This is a genomic window from Colwellia polaris (assembly GCF_002104515.1).
GTDB classification, from domain to species: domain Bacteria; phylum Pseudomonadota; class Gammaproteobacteria; order Enterobacterales; family Alteromonadaceae; genus Cognaticolwellia; species Cognaticolwellia polaris.
In genome coordinates, this window is record NZ_NBOE01000002.1 from 500179 (window position 1) to 519005 (window position 18827).

Here is an 18827-nt window from a genome sequence, read left to right on the forward strand (position 1 = left end):
AGCTTTAGTGGCATTGAGGTTTGAAATACAATATATTTTAAATTTTATACCAAATGTAATAAGTTTTTGACGATTTAAATCGCCTTAAAATGATCAATTATTTATTTCAATTGGTATTATACCTGACTGCTAAATAACGTAATATTTGGCTTATAAAAATCGCTATTAAAACACCACAAGCATTAGCGAGCATATCTAACCATTCACCGTAGCGATTAACGTAAGGTTGAATTACTTCAATTAAGCCACTCCAAGCAATAAAAAATAACGCAAAAGCTAACCAATATTTTGGTCGACGTATGGCAACAGGCAACATTAAAGCGCAGTAACCAATGAGGTGATGTGTTTTGTCACTGCCAGGTGCTGCGGGTAAATGTTCTACAGGGAACAGAGAGCCAAGCGTTATAAGTGCAAGCACTAATAACGTAAGTGCTCGCCAATATTGCTTATTAATGTTTATTAGAAACGTTAGCATTACTTTTTCTTATAAACCAATTTGCCATCTACCCATGTTTTATCTACGGTTACTTGCCAAATATCTTGTTCTGGCATGGTGAAAATGTTGCGGTCTAATAAAATAAAGTCAGCTTTTTTTCCTTTCGCTAAACTACCAATAATATTTTCTTGATGACCAGAATAAGCGGCATCTATCGTAAAGCTCCTGAAAGCTTCCAAAGGCGTCATTTTTTCATCCGCAAACCAGCCACCTTGTGGACTATTTGTATGATCTTGACGAGTAATTGAGGCGTGTAGACCAAAAAATGGGTTAGGCGATTCAACCGGAAAATCTGAGCCTGCGGCAATAATTGCGTTGGCATTTAATAGTTTTCTCCAAGCATATGCACCTAATATTCTTGTTGGCCCAAGTCTTTCTTGTGCCATGTTTTTATCGCTAGTAGCGTGGGTGGCTTGCATGGCCGCAATAACATCTAACTCGGAAAACCTTGGTATATCTTCAATACGCAACACTTGAGCATGCTCAACTCTGTGGCGCAAATCTTTAGTTTTAGTGGCTTTAATATATTTTTCGTAAGTATCCAGCACAAGTTTATTGGCGTTATCACCAATGGCGTGACTATTCACTTGAAAGCCTAAACGCATGGAGGTATCCACTAAATTTTCAAACGCTTTTGGGGTATTAAGTAATAAACCTTTATGGCCCGCATGGTCTGAGTAATCTTCAATTAAAGCCGCGCCACGACTCCCTAATGCGCCATCGGCTTGAATTTTTACACTATTGAAAGTGAACATATCGTCTTTACTACGATATTGTCCGTTATCTAATGTTTGTTGCCAATTAGGCGATGGTAAATACAACATGGCATTAACGCGAATGCTCATGGCATTTTCTTGGCTTAAGGCTTTAAATGCATTGAGGTTATCGGTATCAATGCCGGCGTCATGCACGCTGGTTAGGCCAAAACTGGCAAGAGAGTCCATTGCTTTAACTAATACTTGTTTTTGTTCTTGAACGGTTAAAGGGGCGATGCTTTGATTGATCAAGTCCATGGCGTTATCGATAAAAACACCGGTTGGCATACCGTTTTTATCTTTAATAATTTCACCGCCATCAGGTGATAGAGTGTCTTTAGTGATTCCCGCCAATGCCATGGCTTTAGAGTTAGCCCAACCTGCATGGCCGTCAACACGTGCAAGCCAAACAGGTTGATCAGGAAAATATTTATCTAAACTTGCTGCGGTAGGAAAAGCGTTACTTGGCCATTGGGTTTGGTTCCAACCTCGGCCTTGAATCCAGGTTAACTGAGTATTATTTTTAGCATAGTTAAGCGTTTTATTAACTGCATCTTGAGCTGAGGTAGTATTAACTAGGTCGGCTTGCAATAAACTTAAGCCGTAGCTTAATATATGGCCATGAGAATCAATTAAGCCTGGGATCAGGGTTTTACCTTTGCCGTCTATCACTGTGATGTTTTTTGCGTTGGGTAATTGTTCTTCTGAAGAATATATTTTATCAATCTTATCATCAGTAAAAGCAATCGCGCTAAAACGTTCAAGGCTTTTTCCGTTAAGAGTATATCCTTGAATATTAGTGATTAATGTCGTTTGCGCAACAACTAATGTTGGCGACATTGTTGCTAGTAATAACACGGTTTTTACAGCACTTGATAGAGGCTTCATCATACTTCCTTGAATACTTAAGTTGCCAAATACTAGCATGAATAAATTAATTTATATTTATTTTTGACACACTATTTATAAGTATATAAAACAAAATAGCAGACACTAAGGTCCGCTATTTAAACGTATCGTTTGAAGCAATTTTTATCACGTTATTTATGTTCTTTTTCTGGTGCTTATAGCGTATTAAAAAGTGTATTAACTTATATGATTAACTCATGCTTTAAATCGTGCGAGTTGCCGTTGCTGGCGCTATCAATGCCGCCTTACGCGCAGGATAAAGCACGGCTATTTGCCCAACAATAAATAAGGCAATTACACCAAAAGCTATCAATTCAATACCAATAGGAGATAAATTAAAGGTATTGACCAACCACATATTTAGCCCAATAGCGCCTATACAGCCAATAATATTACCAAAGGTAGAAATAATAAAATTTTCCATCATAAAGTAACGCATTATTTGACCTTTTGTCGCACCTAGAGCACGTCGTGTGCCAATTTGTTTAGTGCGTCGATTAATACTAAAAATAGCTAAACCAACAATACCAAACCCTGTAATTAAGGTTAAAGTTACAACGACAGTGGTTAATATTTTATTGGTAGCATTATGTTGTTGATAACTGCGATTACGGGTATCTTCTGTGGTTGTTACTCGGCGAATTATGCGTTCTTTATCACTTTGTGCTAGCGCTTTTTCTATAATCGGCATTAACTCGTCACGTCGTCCTGCTTCGGTGCGAATAAAGTAATAACTGCCTTTAGACTCCCGTTGAAAGGGCACAAGCATACTGCGCTCTACACCATCCCAGCCATTCCAAGGGGCTTGAAGTGTTTTTACAATACCGATAATTTGCATCGGTTGTGTTTGAGATATATACACAGTTTTGCCAATCGCTGATTGCCAGTTATCAGGATACAAATTTTCAGCAAAAGCTTGAGTAATAATCGTTTTAGCTGGCCAAGTTGACTGTCCGTCTTTACGTATTTCTACATCGCCTTGTTTAAAGTTATTACCTGCAATAAGCGTTAGACCTAAGGCGTTAATGCCGTGATCATCTACCATATAAATGGCCGAGCCAACAGCATCTTTATCTTCGCCTGATTCATGCTGCAATGCCATTGACCAACCGCTACTACTTAAAGGCACGGCATTAATTTGAACTGCATCTATAACCCCAGGTGTGTTACGGATCATGTGTAAATCTGTTTGTAAGTGGGCTTGAATATTATAGTTTTGCCCGAAAATAGTATTGGTTAAATAGAAAGTGTTGGCTTCGTCAATACCACTTTCACGTTGCATTTGTTGCTGGCGGTCTTGGATCATAAAAATAGCATTAACCATAATAGCCATAGTTAAGGCTATTTGTAGAGCAATAAGTAGCGCGCCTATTTTATTACGCGCTAAAGCTCTTAGTATTAGTCCAGTTTCTAACATAATAATTTCCTTTTTCCTTAAAGCTTATTGGCTTTTAAGTTGTTGCGCGGGTTGAATATTACAAGCACGCCACGTTGGATATAAGCCAGCGAGTATGGTGGATAAAAGGGCAAGTGTTACCGCGAGTATTGCCATGTTAATGTCTAAGGTTGCTAAGTCTTTCATGTAATCGCCATATAAGCCTTCAACGCCTTTCAAACCTAGATAAGCGAGTATTAAACCTAGTATGCCGCCCAATATACCAATGCAAGCTGACTCGATTATATATTGGCTAAAAAGTGTTTTTTTACTGGCTCCTAACGCTTGTCGTAAGCCAATTTCAGGCGCTTTTCCTAAGAATTTAGCCAGTAATAACCCTACGGTGTTAAGTAAACAAACCAATAAGAACATAAAAGACATTGCCATCATCATTTGAGCATCATCAGCAACAACTTCTTGAGATTCTAACCACTGCATAACGTTGCTTAAACGGTTGTCAATCGGGCGTTGAAAGCGGCCAAACTGTTGCTGCTCTTGTACATAAGCATTGAGAAACTGTAAATAATCCTCTTTGTCTTGCTGAGTTTTTAACTCAACCCAAAACTGTGTCCAAATACATTCAGAAGCGAGGAATGCTTTAAAGCCATCTCCAGTAGGTTTCCAACAATTGGTGTTGCCAGAACGGGATATTTTCTCATCTGCAATTAGGTGAAAAGGCACAAATATATCTTCAGATTCGTTAAACGCGCCAGTGGTAATATCATAAAACCTTGGCTTGGGTTGCCAATGATCAATCACCCCAACGATCCGAAACATATTTCCTTCAAGCTTAATCGACTGACCAACCGAGTTTTTGCCGCCAAACAGCTTGTCGTTGGTTTCTTTACTCAATACCACGACAAACTCTTTACTCTCATCGCTTTGATTCGACCAACCACCGCCATAAATAAATGGCACATTAAACATAGTAAAAAAGTCAGCGGAATTAGCTCTGCCATTAACAATGAGTGGCAACATTTCAGGATCTGCTGGCTCAATCACACCAAATGCTTGTGCTTGCACATTTTGTCGAAAGGCTTTTTTAGCACGCATTAAATTACTTGAGTCGGTATAAGTTAGCTGATCAGGCGGATTTAAACCGTCGTCAAATGGGTCGTTTACATCCCAGCTATCAAGTTGCACATAATATAATTGCTGACTTTTTTCGGGAATAGGGTTTGCTGACATTAAGTAATTTACAGTCACAGTGGTCATAGCGGTGCCAATACCTAAACCAATCGCGCAAATCATTAATAGGCTAAGACCCCAATGACGAGTAATACTTATCCAAGCGAGTCGTAAATAATAACTAAACATAGTGTTGTCCTTGTTTGGGCTTAAAACGCTTGAATTATTTACGCGCTAGCTTGATGAATATTAGCGACAACATCTAACTCGCTGACTCTGCCATCTTTAACTTGAATGGTGCGCTTTGCCCGAAGCGCTAATTCTGCATCATGAGTTACCATGATAATTGTTGTGCCTTGTTGGTTAATTTCTTCGAGTAAAGTAAGCACACCTTTGGCCATTTCAGAATCAAGGTTTCCGGTAGGTTCATCGGCTAAGAGAAAGCGTGGGCTAGTAGCTAACGCTCGGGCAATCGCAACACGTTGTTGTTGTCCACCAGATAATTGACTGGGTAAGTGTTTCATACGAGAAGCTAGTCCAACGCGCTCAAGGTTTTCTTCAATTCTACGTTTTCGTTCGGCGCTATTAAATCCACGATAACGCAGCGGTACGTCGACATTGTCATAAAGGTTAAGATCTGGGATCAAGTTAAAACCTTGGAAAATAAAACCTATTTTTTCATTTCGCATTCTTGAACGACCATTATCATTAAGTGTGCCAACGTCTTCGCCATCCAATAAAAACTCACCATTGCTGTAGGTTTCAAGCAAACCCGCAATATTTAAAAAGGTGGTTTTACCTGAGCCTGAAGGGCCAGTAACACTGACAAAATCTCCTTCGTTAACTTGTAAACAAAAGTCGCGTAATGCATGGGTTTGAATATCAGCGGTTTGGAATATTTTATTTATATTTTTCATAACTAACATGTTGAATTCCCTTATCTATAATGAGCAGTTACCTGCTTGTTTGGTCTGCATTTATTAATAAAACCTAAGTACAGGTGTTATCGGTTAATAGCAAAATAATTGATTTAGGCTTCCCTAAATGATTAACGTTTTAGCTACCACGCTATTCACTTAGTAAAACTTGATTGGCGGCATTGAAGGTATCTGTGCCAGAGATAATAATTTGGTCACCTAGTTGTAAGCCTTGTAAAACTTCTACATGACTTAAACTGCGTGCGCCTGTGGTTATTGGCGTTTTTTCAGCTAAACCATTACTCACTTTATAAGCGAATCGGCCACCACTGCTTTCTAAGAATTGTCCTCGTTGTACTTGTAAAACATTTTCTTTGTACTCTAAAATTATTTGGGTATTTAAACGTTGGTTTTGTCGAAGCTTTTTGGGTATTTCGTTTGTAAAGCGTACTCGTCCAGTAACCTGGTTATTCAGTATTTCGGGGGAAATTGTTACTAGACGAGCACGAAAGGGCTGTTGTTCAAATTGAATATTTACTTCCATACCAATAGCGAGATCGTCTGCGTAGCTTTCAGGGATATCAATCTCAACTTCAAACTGAGATAAATCGACTATGGTTAAAATCGCTTGGTTTTTACTCAAAAAGGTTTTGTTGTTAGCACTTAAATTACCGACGATGCCGTTAACAGGTGAAGCGATATTTAGACCATTAACTTGGCGCTGTAACTCTTGAACTAACAAGTCTTGACGCCTAATGTCTAACTGTAAAGAGTGACTGTCGAAGTCTGAACTTTCGATATTAAGAGCGGCATCTTGAACTGCATGTTTATGTTGTAAATTGGCTTGCTCTAACTCATCTTGGGCTTTTTCAAAGTCAATTTGGCTAATGGCACTTTTGCTATAACCTAAATCAGCTCTGCGCTTTTCTCTATTAGCTGTAATGAGCTTTACATTGGCTAAATCAACCGCTTTTTGATCAATCAATCGTTGCTTTTTTGCTTGAATTTTTTGACGATCAAAGCTTGATTGCAAACTCTCTAAGGTTGTTTGTTGCTGAAATAAACGACTATTTAATTCAGGGCTTTCAAGTTTAGCGATAATTTGCCCTTGTTCAACCTCGTTACCTGCTTCTATCAGTAAAGTAATCGTGCCATCTGCGGGACTATAAACGGTAGGACTGACCGCTGCTACAACGCGACCTAACACCGAAATATCACGAATAAATTCGCCTTGCGATATGGTGGCAATTCGCACGCGATCTAACGCGATTGATTGTTCTGCTTTGCTCCAACGCGATGCTGAAGGTGCTACTTGCCAGATAATACTCGCAATAATAATTGTGGCTAATATTATAGTTAGCCAACGTTTTTTGGTCGGTGTGTTTTTTATTATTTGTATATCTTGTGCACTGGTGTCTTTAATCGACATGATTTATTCCCCCCGAATATAAAATCAGTGCTTAAACCTAAAGCAAAGCCATTTGCTAAAGTGCACTGATAATTACTAAGTCGCAGGTAGTAGAGAAAAGGTTTAAAAGTAATGAAAATAATTTTTATTATAGGAAGGAGGCAGTGTTCTAAAAATTAAATAATTAACGGTTGCTAGACGCTCAAAAGCTATGGAGAAGCTTTATCGATTGTTACTGTAGTAAGTTTTATTATGTTTAGAAGCTATGCGTTAGCAATTAAGCTGAAATTAAAAGCCAAAAACTAAAAACCCAAGGTATAAATTAAAAAACTTTACAGTTTTGAAATTAATATGCCGTAGATAACGGCTTAATTTTTTAGTTTATTTTAGCACTTAACTTATGTCGCCATTGGCGGAATGCGATTAACAAGAGTAGTGACAGAGGAATGGCAAAGTCAATTATGCGAGTATAACGGGCATATGGAGTAAAGCCTGTAACTAAAGACACTTGTGCTTTAAGTACCGCTTGTTCAAATTGTGGTATTTGTTTAACGATATTGCCTTGGTGATCAATAACAGCGGTAATACCGTTATTGGTAGCGCGCAAAAATGGTCGACCAAATTCTAAGGCACGCATTCTAACAATATCTAAGTGTTGATGCGGACCGTGTGAGTCGCCAAACCAAGCATCGTTACTTACCGTTAGCAGTAAATCAGTTTGCTCAGTAAAGTTAGCGCTTAATTGCTCGGCAAAGGCCACCTCAAAACAAATTAATGGCAGTAAATGCAAGCCATTAGCGATTAAATTCTCTTGAACATAATCACCACGACTAAACGACGACATTGGCAGATTGAAAAATGGCGCTAATGGTCTTAACAAATCGGCAAAAGGCACGAACTCACCTATGGGCAATAAGTGGTGTTTAGCATAACGATTTTCATTATTATATTGATAACTGCCTTGTTTATCTTCGGCAAACTTTTTACCTAGTACAATTAAGTTGTTGTAATAGTTTTTGCTATTAATGTTGTAGTCAATAATGCCAGAAATTATCGCGCTATTATTAAGTAGTGCTGAACTTTCTGCTACTGCTAAAAAGTCTTGAGCTTGATTACTTGGCTCTACCGCTGTAATGGCGGATTCGGGCCAAATAACAATATCTGCAGGGTAATGTTGTTGAGTCAGCTCTAAATACTTAAGCATAGTAGGCTGAGTTAACTCTGGCGCCCATTTTAGCTCTTGTTTGATATTACCTTGTACCATTACTGTGTTTGCGGTTTGGCCTGTTGGGCTAACCCATAAGATATTTTGAAGCAATAAACTGAATGCGGCAATTGAGCCAAGTATGGCGAGGTTTAGCTTGCGATTGTATTGTTTAATAACAGCAACAATGGCAATACAAATGATAATGACCAACGCACTGATGCCTTTCTCACCGATTACTGGCGCAAATACGGCTAACGGGCCGTCAATCTGGCTGTAACCTAAAGTGAGCCAAGGAAAGCCAGTAAGTAATACACCGCGTAAAAATTCGCTTAATAACCAAAAGGGTAATAAAAGCCAGAGGTTAAGTTTGTTTTGAGCAGAAAAACGTGCGGCTAAGTAGCAAGCAAGGGCAAGAAACAAAGCCAAATATAAGCATAGTAAGACCATGAGTAATATTGAAACAGGTAGGGGTAAACCGCCAAACTGATCAATACTAACATGCACCCAACTTATACCCGCTGAAAACCAACCAAAAGCAAAAATAAAGCCCTGTTTAGCCGCAGCTTTAGCTGATTTCCCTTGAACTGTGTATAACCATGCAGGTAATACTATTGCTACAAGCCAGTAGTAAGAAAAAGGCGCGTAGCAGAATACTAGCGCTAAACCCAAAAAGAAGCTGAGTATATTTTCTTTAGCAGTGATGTTGCTAATCATTGATTTAAAGAATCTAGTCAGCATAGAGGTTAGTCAATGACTTTACCTGTAACAGCGTGATCTTTAGGTACAGTAATCTGCACTGTTTGAATACGTCGATTATCAGCGGCAGTAACTTTAAAGATAACTTTATTAATGGTGATTTTTTCACCTTTTTTCGGCATATGTCCAAAGTGTTGAATTATAATACCGCCGATAGTGTCAGCGTCACTTTCATTGAATTGAAAATTAAAGTAATTATTAAAGTCGGTTAAGTCGGTTAGCGCTTTTACTTGGTAAACTTGCCCAGCAAGGTGTTTAATATCTTCTTCCATGGCATCATCGGTTTCATCTTCAATTTCACCAACAATTAGCTCGAGAATATCTTCAATAGTAACGACACCTGAAACTCCGCCGTATTCATCAACAACAATGGCCATATGGTAGCGTTGTTGGCGAAACTCTTTTAACAGCGGGTCAACCTTTTTACTTTCAGGCACAATAATAGCAGGGCGAATAACTTGCGATATGGTGAACTCATCTTCTGATTGATTAAAGCCATAAGCTAATAAATCTTTCGCTAAGAGAATGCCTTCAACGTCGTCAATATCTTCATTAATTACCGGAAACCTTGAATGACCAGACTCAACAATCACGGCTAGCGATTTTTCTAGCGGATCATTAATATCTAGGGTGATCATTTGTGAGCGTGGGATCATAATGTCGCGTACTCGCATATCAGATACGATAAGTACACCTTCGATCATTTGCTTAATGTCGGGATTAATTAGTTCACGATCTTCTGCATCGTTTAATGCATCGGTCAGTTGGTCTGTGCTTTTCGATTCTCCGGTAAAAACTTGCACAATTTTGTCCAAGATAGAAACATTCGAAGAACCGTTGCTAGAGTGGGGGTGATCGTCGCTCATAGAGCCTTTTAAAATCCTAGTTTGTTGAATTTACACAATGTAAAACAGTTACTTCAGTTTGTAACTGAACGTGGTTAAATTCAAGTATTAAATTGTAGCTTTAACGCTTTAGCAATAATATCGCTAAGTCGTTCAAGCACTCGTTAAGTATATTTTATTAATTTATTTCGTAAGGAGCAGCAAAGCCCAAACCGGTAATTATTTTTGTTTCTAATGCTTCCATTTCATCTGCTTCGTCATCTTCAATATGGTCAAAGCCTAATAAATGTAGGCAACCATGTATGGTCATATGTGCCCAATGTGCTTGTAAACTTTTTTGCTGTTCTATTGCTTCTTGCTCTACTACATCAACACAAATTACAAGATCACCGAGCAGATCGAGCTCAATACCTTCTGGCACTTCAAATGGAAATGAAAGCACATTCGTTGGTTTATCTTTACCTCTATATTGATGATTAAGTTCGTGGCTCTCATCAATATTAACTAACCTTATGGTTAACTCAAAAGGCCTTTGGTAAGAGGCGAGTGCTGCTTCAGCCCAGAGTTGAAAGTCAGCTATTTCTGGAACGGCTTTAGAGTCACAAGCTAACTGTAAGTCGACAGTGATAGTGGCAGGGTTATTTACCATGCTTTTTTTCACTTGTACTTTCGCCTGAACTCTCAGCTGAACTCTTACCTGAGCTTGCATCTGTGCTTTCACTTATGCCTTCACGTGATAAAGGCTCTGCTTTTTGTTGTTCGCGGTACTGCTGCTTTTCAACTTTTAAGCGATTTTCTTTTTGTTCCCAGGCATCATAAGCTTCAACTATGTGGGCCACAACAGGGTGGCGAACAACATCTTTAGATTGAAAAAAATTAAAACTAACCCCTGGAATGTCGACTAATACTTCAATCGCATGGCGCAGGCCTGATTTTTGTCCGCGCGGTAAATCAACTTGTGTGATATCGCCAGTGATCACGGCGCGCGAATTAAAGCCAATACGCGTTAAAAACATTTTCATTTGTTCAACGGTAGTATTTTGGCTTTCATCAAGAATAATAAAAGCATCGTTTAGCGTTCTACCACGCATGTAGGCTAATGGCGCTACTTCGATAACGTTACGTTCTATGAGTTTCTCTACTTTTTCAAAACCTAGCATTTCGAATAAAGCATCATATAAAGGACGTAAATAAGGGTCGACTTTTTGTGATAAATCACCAGGTAAAAAACCAAGTTTTTCGCCAGCTTCTACAGCAGGTCGCGTTAGCAATATACGTCTAATTTCTTGTCGCTCTAATGCATCTACTGCACAAGCAACCGCTAAATAGGTTTTACCGGTACCGGCAACGCCAACACCAAAGCTAATATCGTTAGTTATAACGTTTTGAACATAGCTTTGTTGGTTTTCATTTCGAGGTTTAATAATACCGCGCTTGGTTTTTATTGTTACCATTTCATCGTATTTAGCATCAATTTTGCTTGGGGCAGCTTCTAAAGCGCCGGCATCAACAATGGCTAAGTGCAACATTTGGGCTGTAATGGTGGTTGATTTACCTTTTACTATTTCTGTTTCTAGATAAAGGTTAATTAACAGCTTTTTAACGGCATCGGTATTTAAGCTTTTACCGGTTACTTTAAATTCATGGCTTCTGTAGCTGATCTCAACCCCCATTCGACGTTCGATGGTTTTAAGGTTGTCATCCATTGGGCCGCATAAGTTTGCCAATCGATTATTATCGGCGGGAGATAATTCAAAGTTGATACTGGTATTTTTACTCAATTGCTATTCCTGAGAACTTTTAAATTTAATTAACATGGCAAGTATTAATTATTTGCCATGTTTAACTATTAATAAAGATATTATTTAAGGCGTATAAGTTGCTACACCAAGCTCATTCACTGAGCTATTGTTTTGCTCTGCTTGGTGATGGCTATTGGCTAAAATGTCTGCTGGCGAATGCGCGATACGTAGGCCCATCTCACTCTCTTGACGTACTAAATCGCCACGCAGTGAGTTAGCGTAGACATCGGTTATTTTTACATCAACGAATTGGCCAATAACGGTATGTGGTGCAACAAAATTCACAATACGGTTGTTTTCAGTGCGGCCACGAAGTTCCATTGGGTTTTTCTTTGACGGTCCTTCAACAAGGATGCGCTGCTCGGTATTAAGCATATTACGGGCAATACGCAATGCTTGTTGGCTTATACGGTCTTGCAGTATTTGTAATCGTTGTTTTTTAAGCTCGTCGCTAATGTCATCAACCATGTCTGCTGCAGGTGTTCCTGGGCGTGCGCTGTAAATAAAGCTAAAGCTTAAATCAAAATCTACCGCTTTGATCAAGTTCATTGTCGCTTCAAAGTCATCATCAGTTTCGCCTGGAAAGCCAATAATAAAGTCAGATGACATACAGATGTCAGGGCGCACTTTTTTCAATTTACGTATTTGAGACTTGTACTCTATAGCGGTATGGCCACGCTTCATTTGCGTAAGGATTCGGTCTGAACCACTTTGAACCGGCAAGTGTAAGTGACTTACAAGTTCAGGCACATCTGCATATACGTCGATAATATCATCGGTAAATTCAATCGGGTGCGATGTGGTGTAACGAATACGGTCAATACCATCAATAGTGGCAATTAAGCGTAAAAGCTCAGAAAAACGGCAAATTGTACCGTCATGTGAATCTCCGCGATAGCCATTCACGTTTTGACCTAATAAATTAACTTCGCGCACACCTTGCTCAGCAAGTTGAGCAATTTCATATAAAACATCATCTAATGGACGACTAACTTCTTCACCACGCGTGTATGGTACAACACAGAATGTGCAGTATTTACTACAACCTTCCATGATAGAAACAAACGCGGTAGCACCTTCGGCTTTAGGCTCAGGTAGGCGATCAAATTTTTCAATTTCTGGAAAGCTTACGTCAACAACAGGGCTTTTATCGCCTGTAACTTGTTGGATCATTTCCGGCAAACGATGCAGGGTTTGTGGACCAAAGACCATATCTACGTAAGGTGCACGTTGACGAATAGCATCACCTTCTTGTGAGGCAACACAACCACCTACACCAATAACAAGATCAGGGTTGCTCACTTTTAGGTTTTTCCAACGACCGAGTTGATGAAAAACTTTTTCTTGTGCTTTTTCGCGAATAGAGCAGGTGTTTAGTAAGATAACATCAGCATCTTCTGCTTCTTCGGCTAGTTCAAAGCCATGGGTTGAGTCTAAAAGTTCTGCCATTTTCTGCGAGTCATACTCGTTCATTTGACAGCCCCAAGTTTTGATGTATAGCTTTTTACTCATTTATTCGCGCCTAATCTTTCTATGAATTGATTCTAGTTTTTGCTAGAGAATTTAAGGAGGCGTATTTTACTCTTTCTTTGCCTGCGATGCTAGCTTAGAAATACTCAACAGATAAATTGCCTAATGGTTACTTGGATAATTAATTTTTCTTAAGGGGATTGCAAGGATTATCTCACTACCGTTTTCTTGGTTGTCATAGGTATGAAACGATGCATTAAATTTATTAGCAACTTGGCGAATATAGTACATAGCCATTTCGAAATTTATTTTACTGTTAAATTGCGCAAAGCTTTGTTCATTGTTGGTGACTTTTAGCCAAATTTTTTCATTACTTATATTAACGCGCACTTCAAAGACCCCACTATTATCATTGATTATTGCAGCTAATATTGCTTCATAAATAATACGATAAATAGCACTTTGTAGATCATAGCGTACATCTTGGTCTTCAAAATCAAGGTGTAATGATATCAACACGTGATACCGCTTTTGAAAGTAATCAGCAAGATAAGGTAATGCTACTGTAAGTGAGCTACCCGATAAGCTACTTGGAGCTACGTGGCTGCTTTGTGTTAACAGCTCTTCTAAGCATTCTCTTATTAGCGACTGAGCCTGATGGTTGTCTTGTTCAGGACACACTGTTTCATTTTGCTTCTCAGTTGACGCTGTGATTAATGTTTGTATTGTCATTAATTTACGGCGAACAATAGACGTTGCTTGGCTCTGGTTACTCAGTTCATCGTTTAATGCTTTATGTATATTATTAATCGAGCGTGAACGTAAATATAACAACCAAAAGGTTAATATAATTATGCTGATAATGATCATAACATAAAATATCTGACTATTTGGGTGCCAATACCATGGATAAGATACTTTGATATCTGCATAGGCTTTATAATCATTCCATTGTCCTAAGCTATTGGTGCTCATAATTTCGATATGATATTCGCCAGATGACAAACCCGTTAACGTTAACTGTGAACCGTTAATATCATTCCAATAACCACCATTTATCTGATATTTAAATTGCTTATCTTGCCCAGGTCTAAAGTCTAAGCTTGCAAGTTCTAAAGTTACAATGTCGTTTGCGGAATCAATATTAATGACATCGCAAAGCAGTATAGCTTTACCAGAAACAATCGTTTTACTAATAAAGGTTTTGGTTTGTACTTTATCTTCAATAAGTAAAGGAACCTCTACGACACCACCGTAATGACTTGCATAAACTTTATTATTCAAAAGCACGGGTTTTTTGGCAAAAGTAAATTGTTCAGTGTTGGCCACTAGGTTTAGTTGATATGTATCTGGGTTAAGTCGATATAAACCTGGTCGTCCTGAAATCCATATTTCACCATTAATAAAGCTCATATAGCCGAAAGTAATGTTTTTTGCGAAATGTGAAAGTAATTCACCCGCTAAGTTGAAAATAAAAAAGCCATCTCCTTTAGTTGAAACAAAAACTTTTTCTTGGTACTCAAGCAAGGCGATAACCTTATTTTCGCCAAAACTATTTATCTTGGTTACTGATTTATCTTTAGTATCAACAATATTAATACCTGTTGGGGTGGCAACCCAGAGTTTATTATCTGATAAAGGTAAGGAGTCTATTACCTCTGACGAACTTAAGCTTTCTCCTAAAATATGATAGTCAATTTGCTGAGTTGCAATATTAAACTTGATAACGCCATTTTCATTTGTTGCTAAATAAAGTGCACCGTCTTTATATTTCATTGAGAGCAACAACTGATTGTTGTTAGGAAAGTTAACCCGTTCAACAGTTTGCTTAATGCTGTCAAATTGCCATAGGCCGTCAAATGTTGCGATGTAAACATTATCGCCATAGGAATAAAGGTCGGTAATTATTTTGCCATGTTCACTAAATTGATTATTGATGTCTTTTGGTAAAAATTTACTGTGCTCAGTTAACGATCCTAAACCACCGCCATAACTACCTAAAATCAAGTTCTTTTGATGTACAGTTAACGCAATGGCATTAAACCTGACATCAAATATTTTAGGGATATTCTTAGCGATAGATTGTGTAACTTTATTTATGCCAAGGTTCGATAAAACCCATAAAACGCCAGAGCTATCATGGAACGATTTTTTCACAAACGTTGCAGGTATTTTAGGGTAGTTATGTGGTATTTCAATTAAGTCAGATAAATGGTATTGGTTTATTACTCCTTTAATATCAATAGTAAAAAGACTAAGCATATCATTTGATGGAGTAACTGATGTAATTGCGTTTTTAACTTCAATGCTAGTTCTTTTTTGGTTATCTGTGAAGGTAATTAATTCATTATCCTTAGCTATTATTAACCTTGTTTCAGCAGCAGATATTGCTGTTGTTTTTCCTGCTTCTATCAACACTAGACCATTATCGACAAGGGTAAAGACCCCTTCAGAGTTTGCTATGTAGATATGTTGTTTAGTATGTAAGAGAAAATCAATTTGAGTGTTATCTGCTATTAATTGTGTTTCCTGTAATAGCGGATTGAATTTATAAAGCTTATTGTTGGCATTAAGGTAATACATACCTTGATGCTCCAGTGCCTGATAGACGCTATTAGAATCGATATCCGCATTTAATGGGTCTGCATTACCCGTGTTAGTGTCAAATAACCATAACTGATGAGTTTCTGTTGCTAACAGCAATTTATCGTCAGTAATTAATTCGATATCGTTTATCCAATTAAAGGGCAGTGGCCAATCTTTGTTATTGCTGTTAAAAACAATGTTATTTTTACTATCATTACGAATAAGGCCATTGGTGGTTGCCAGCCAAATAAAGCCTTTTTTATCTTGAATAATGTCAATGCTTTGTAATGACTGTTTACTCAAGCTATTAGCGAGAGATATAGCGCTAAGTAAACTGGTAAATACCATTAACAATGGTGCTAAAAAGCACCACTTTTTTGAAGAAGAACATTTAGATGTATTAGGTAATACTTTCTGGGGCTTCTTTGGGAGGGTGGCGTTCATCACCACAGACGGCAAAAACATTAGGCACTGTGTCTTCAAGTTCAGGCTTTTGTACCAAGAGATAAGTTGGTTTTCTTGGTGAATTTTCACTGCGTTTAATTGCCCATGCTGTTCGCACTTTTTCGGCATGTTCTTTTCCATACTTTACTTCAAATGCGGTGGCGATCAATTCAACGCCAAAATCATCCATCACCATGATGGCGTTATCATGGTAGCCACTTGTTGTATCAAAATCTATATCCACAGATAAAATTTTATTATTGGGTAATACTAAGTCTGCATTTAATTTTGATATAACGGCACGGTCTTTATGCGATTTTAATTGGCTTAGATTCGGTTTTTCACTTAAATCGTAAACGAGATTTATGTCCTTCGCTATTCTATTTTCTTTTCTTGAAACGCTCATTATGTATTCCTTTAGTGAGTTAATTTTTGATTGTTATCTCATCTGTTTTTTTAATACTATATTAGAAAGGTGATTTTTATAAAAGGGATCACTTATTATTTTTAAGGATACGTTATGCAGTGGGTTGAGGCATTGGAAAAAAAGGGTTTTAGCCAAATTGATAATTTTTTACCAAGACAGCAGGCAGAGCAATTAAGAAAGAAAATAATTAAAGCGAATCATATAAAAAAGTGGAATTTACTTACAACGCCGTATCGGCCACTGATGAGTGTTAAAGATAAAATATCTACTACCGTAATTGATAAACAAAGGCATATGCAGGCAACTAAAGCATTTAAAAGAGGGAAGTTTTCATTTTCTTTTTATCGCTCTAGCAATAAGCACGCTAAACAACATGGTCAGGCTGAGTTGCACCATGCCGTAGGGCAAAAAGTACTGCATTTACTAAAATATAAGGGGTTAATTAAAGGGGAGTTGCAAGACTCGTTTTTTGCTGAATACAAAAAAGGGCAGTTTATTAGCTACCATAGTGATGGCGGCGCGGGTAAATATGCTTTTATTTATCAATTGTCGACAGGGTGGCAAAGAAAATATGGCGGACAATTAGAGCTATACCCCCAAAAAATTAAATTTTATAAGCGTATTTTAACACCTAGGTTTAACAGCTTAACTATTTTAAAGTTAGCGCATCCAATGCCACATAGTGTGAGATTACTTAATAATCCTGCACATAAACATCGAATTACCATATCAGGTTGGGTAGAATAACTTAACCTTGATAAAGTATAAAAATCATTATGAATCAGTTCGATTGTGTAGTTGTAGGTGGAGGCATGGTGGGCGCAGCAAGTGCACTGTCACTTGCTGAATTAGGCTTGAAAATTGCGGTTGTTGAAAAGAGCGCACCAAAAGACTTTACTCCAGTGCAAGCATTTGATCTTCGAGTGTCTGCAATTTCACTGGCATCTGAGCATTTACTTAAACAACTGGGTGGGTGGCAACAGATTCAGCAGTGGCGCATGTGTCCATACAAGCGACTCGGTGTTTGGGAGGCAGAGCAAAGTTATACAGAGTTTGATGCTGCTGATATTAAGCAAACACATTTAGGGCACATTATTGAAAATAGATTAATACAACTTTCTCTTTGGCAAAAATTACAACAGCATAGCAATATCACTTTGTTGTGCCCAGAAACCTTAATCAGTATTGAGCAGAACTCATCAAATGTCGCTATAACGCTATCAAAGCAATCTATAAATGCCAAAATTGTGATTGGTGCTGACGGTGCCAACTCTTTAGTGCGTAAACTTGCACATATTGGTACTACTGGCTGGGATTATGCTCAATCGGCAATGTTAATAAATGTTAAAACAGAAAAAGCCCAGCAAGATATAACTTGGCAGCAGTTTTACCCATCGGGGCCTCTTGCCATGTTGCCTATGCCAGGAAATTTTGCTTCATTAGTTTGGTATCATGATAAAGATGAGATAAAACGACTTTCAGCGCTATCACCTCATCAATTAACTGAAGCGATCGCCAAAAACTTTCCTGCGCGTTTAGGTAAAGTGGAGGTTATTAATCAAGCTGCTTTCCCGTTAACAAGGCGACATGCGAATCAATATCATAAAAATCAAATATTGTTGATAGGTGATGCAGCACACACCATTAATCCAATGGCAGGCCAAGGGGTTAACTTAGGCTTTAAAGATGTTAAGGCACTACAGCATGTGATAGCTAAAGCGATTGGTAATGGTGAGACTTGGCACGAGCCTAAGGTATTGTCTCGTTATCAACAGCAACGAAGAACAGACAACTTATTAATGATGACAACAATGGATGCGTTATATTTATCTTTCGGACATGTTTCACCATTGGCAAAGTTGGCGAGAAATGCAGGATTGATGATGGTAAATAAATTACCAAAAGTAAAAAATAAAGCGCTAGCTTATGCGTGTGGGCTATAAATACTAAGGTGCTTGCTATAATAACCTGAACTCTGGATAAGCAGCACTTGCTCAATGCTCCCTTTTAAGCCATTTTCTGCGTTAAAACGTCGATAAATAGCGCGCTATTCATAAACGTTTTGCCTTGGAAATGGCTTAAAATGAAGCATTGATGATATCTATTCGTGATGTTCACCTGGCTATAGCATTTACTTTATTACCTAAGATTTTGGTTCACTTGAGTTTCAAGCACTCTTTATCCAGAGTTCAGGTTATAATAGTAAGCGCATGTAAAAAGTAATAATTAAATTAGATAAAAT

At 38.1% G+C, this 18827-nt stretch carries 15 protein-coding genes; 2 read left to right on the forward strand and 13 right to left on the reverse strand.

Annotated features, from left to right (window positions below; all coding sequences use genetic code 11):
• Positions 1–106: 106 nt before the first annotated feature.
• The 13 genes from B6A32_RS06590 to B6A32_RS06650 form a co-directional block, all read right to left on the reverse strand.
• Positions 107–475 (reverse strand): VanZ family protein, encoded by a 369-nt coding sequence (locus tag B6A32_RS06590; protein WP_085302162.1) that lies wholly within the window; start codon positions 473–475, stop codon positions 107–109.
• On the reverse strand, positions 475–2142 hold the full coding sequence (locus B6A32_RS06595) for an amidohydrolase (protein WP_085302382.1): 1668 nt from the start codon (positions 2140–2142) through the stop codon (positions 475–477). Before B6A32_RS06595 ends, B6A32_RS06590 begins: the two co-directional genes overlap by 1 nt.
• 220 nt (positions 2143–2362) lie before the next feature.
• Positions 2363–3577, reverse strand: a complete 1215-nt coding sequence (locus tag B6A32_RS06600; RefSeq protein ID WP_085302164.1) for an ABC transporter permease — start codon at positions 3575–3577, stop codon at positions 2363–2365.
• A gap of 24 nt (positions 3578–3601) precedes the next feature.
• Complete coding sequence (locus B6A32_RS06605; RefSeq protein WP_085302166.1) at positions 3602–4912, reverse strand: ABC transporter permease; 1311 nt, start codon at positions 4910–4912, stop codon at positions 3602–3604.
• Positions 4913–4950: 38 nt separating this feature from the next.
• A complete protein-coding gene (locus B6A32_RS06610; RefSeq protein ID WP_085302168.1) occupies positions 4951–5649 on the reverse strand; it encodes an ABC transporter ATP-binding protein in 699 nt (232 codons plus the stop codon).
• Positions 5650–5791: 142 nt separating this feature from the next.
• A complete protein-coding gene (locus tag B6A32_RS06615) occupies positions 5792–7069 on the reverse strand; it encodes an efflux RND transporter periplasmic adaptor subunit (RefSeq protein ID WP_085302170.1) in 1278 nt (425 codons plus the stop codon).
• Between the two features lie 355 nt (positions 7070–7424).
• Positions 7425–8969 carry an apolipoprotein N-acyltransferase gene (lnt, locus tag B6A32_RS06620; protein ID WP_233131337.1) on the reverse strand — a complete coding sequence of 515 codons (1545 nt, stop codon included), beginning with the start codon at positions 8967–8969 and terminating at the stop codon, positions 7425–7427.
• 29 nt (positions 8970–8998) lie between these two features.
• A complete protein-coding gene (locus B6A32_RS06625; protein WP_085302174.1) occupies positions 8999–9877 on the reverse strand; it encodes an HlyC/CorC family transporter in 879 nt (292 codons plus the stop codon).
• A 157-nt stretch (positions 9878–10034) separates the two neighbouring features.
• Positions 10035–10505 carry an rRNA maturation RNase YbeY gene (gene ybeY, locus B6A32_RS06630; protein ID WP_085302383.1) on the reverse strand — a complete coding sequence of 157 codons (471 nt, stop codon included), beginning with the start codon at positions 10503–10505 and terminating at the stop codon, positions 10035–10037.
• Positions 10495–11637 carry a PhoH family protein gene (locus tag B6A32_RS06635; protein ID WP_085302176.1) on the reverse strand — a complete coding sequence of 381 codons (1143 nt, stop codon included), beginning with the start codon at positions 11635–11637 and terminating at the stop codon, positions 10495–10497. The genes ybeY and B6A32_RS06635 overlap by 11 nt, the downstream gene beginning before the upstream one ends.
• An 84-nt stretch (positions 11638–11721) precedes the next feature.
• Positions 11722–13170, reverse strand: coding sequence for a tRNA (N6-isopentenyl adenosine(37)-C2)-methylthiotransferase MiaB (gene miaB / locus B6A32_RS06640; protein ID WP_085302178.1), 1449 nt, complete (start codon positions 13168–13170; stop codon positions 11722–11724).
• Positions 13171–13290: 120 nt separating this feature from the next.
• The gene (locus B6A32_RS06645; protein WP_158088460.1) at positions 13291–16179 is read right to left on the reverse strand and encodes a ligand-binding sensor domain-containing protein; all 2889 of its coding nucleotides are present in this window, start codon (positions 16177–16179) and stop codon (positions 13291–13293) included.
• The gene (locus B6A32_RS06650; RefSeq protein WP_233131338.1) at positions 16115–16564 is read right to left on the reverse strand and encodes a hypothetical protein; all 450 of its coding nucleotides are present in this window, start codon (positions 16562–16564) and stop codon (positions 16115–16117) included. Before B6A32_RS06650 ends, B6A32_RS06645 begins: the two co-directional genes overlap by 65 nt.
• Positions 16565–16678: 114 nt before the next feature.
• On the opposite strand from B6A32_RS06650, the gene B6A32_RS06655 reads away from it, so the two are divergent.
• Positions 16679–17332, forward strand: a complete 654-nt coding sequence (locus B6A32_RS06655) for a 2OG-Fe(II) oxygenase (protein WP_085302184.1) — start codon at positions 16679–16681, stop codon at positions 17330–17332.
• A 29-nt stretch (positions 17333–17361) separates the two neighbouring features.
• Entirely contained in the window at positions 17362–18528 is a 1167-nt protein-coding gene (locus tag B6A32_RS06660) for an FAD-dependent oxidoreductase (RefSeq protein ID WP_085302186.1), read from the forward strand.
• Positions 18529–18827: the final 299 nt, after the last annotated feature.